This is a genomic window from Roseburia sp. AM51-8 (assembly GCF_003478275.1).
GTDB classification, from domain to species: Bacteria; Bacillota; Clostridia; order Lachnospirales; family Lachnospiraceae; genus Pararoseburia; species Pararoseburia lenta.
On the sequence record NZ_QUEY01000013.1, the window covers coordinates 1 to 1,053 of the forward strand.

The window sequence follows — 1,053 nt, forward strand, 5'->3', positions numbered from 1 at the left end:
TTTCTCAGCAATTTCATCCTGCTCCTGTTTATCTACTCTATATGACGCGTTATATTTTAATGCCTCATAGATTTCTTGAACATTTGCATATTTGTTAACTGCTGCACCACCCGGTACCTCTAATACTTCCTTTTGTTGAAAAGTATGTGACTGGTTATATTTTGAACCAGGTTTTCTTCCTGCATAAATATTGTTATTTACAGCGGTATTTACCATATTTACCATATTTATAATCCCTCCATTCTCTACTGCGTTATATTCATTCCAGTAAATGGAATAAAATTTTTCTTGGAAATTCTGCCGGAGTCATTTCATATTTCCAGCCGATACTGGTATTCAGCAATACATTAACACCCCGACTCTGAATTTGAACACCATAACCATCTAATGTTAAAATAGTTAAATTTAATGTTCCGCCTTTTGTCAGTGCAATCTGCTTGTCTGCAAGATTCCGATTTTTCTCTGTCTGTTCCATTTCCACCTGAAAACAACATATCATCCGTCTTTAAATACACTTTTACCGATGTCTGGGAAAATTCCTCATTTCCGACAGCATATGTTTCGTTATTGTTTTGTCGCTTTCCAAATACTTCCGGTGCACTTTGCACTCCCGAACCAATACGCATTTAATTACCTCCCTTACTTTATTTTAATTTCTCTTTAAAAGTCATTCTCGTTTTGCTTTAAAAAAACAATATATCAAGTGAGCGATTGCCAGAATGATATTGATACAAAGAATAACTCCCATATAAACAAGAGGACTTTCAAAAATATAATCCATGTGATTGGTATGATATCCGTTTCCAGAACTAAATCCAGTTATTGAGTCAATATATTGAACAATAATTGAAAGGAACGGAAGTGTACTTAAACCCCATATACTAAAAATTATTGTTTTTATAGCAAAAATTTTCCATGAAAAATCTTTCATTAAAGTCACCTCACATATTAAACCTGTTATCTTACCTATATCCTTACGCTTTCCTATCAAAAGACGTTTTCTCTTCCAAATAGTTCGGCAGTTCTTTCAATTCTGAGCTTTGGGCATTCTTT

The 1,053-nt window shown here is 33.7% G+C and carries 2 protein-coding genes and 1 pseudogene; all 3 read right to left on the reverse strand.

Annotation, left to right across the window (positions count from 1 at the left end; all coding sequences use genetic code 11):
* Positions 1–225, reverse strand: a pseudogene (locus DW996_RS12850) (H-NS histone family protein); the annotation flags it as partial.
* A gap of 34 nt (positions 226–259) precedes the next feature.
* A complete protein-coding gene (locus tag DW996_RS12855) occupies positions 260–475 on the reverse strand; it encodes a hypothetical protein (RefSeq protein ID WP_243098785.1) in 216 nt (71 codons plus the stop codon).
* Positions 476–667: 192 nt separating this feature from the next.
* Positions 668–991: a hypothetical protein gene (locus DW996_RS12860; protein ID WP_243098786.1), complete on the reverse strand. Its 324-nt coding sequence runs from the start codon at positions 989–991 to the stop codon at positions 668–670.
* Positions 992–1,053: the final 62 nt, after the last annotated feature.

Excerpts from the sequence above, each read along its gene's own strand:
- DW996_RS12855 (WP_243098785.1), bottom strand. The coding sequence starts at position 475 with ATGGAACAGACAGAGAAAAATCGGAATCTTGCAGACAAGCAGATTGCA.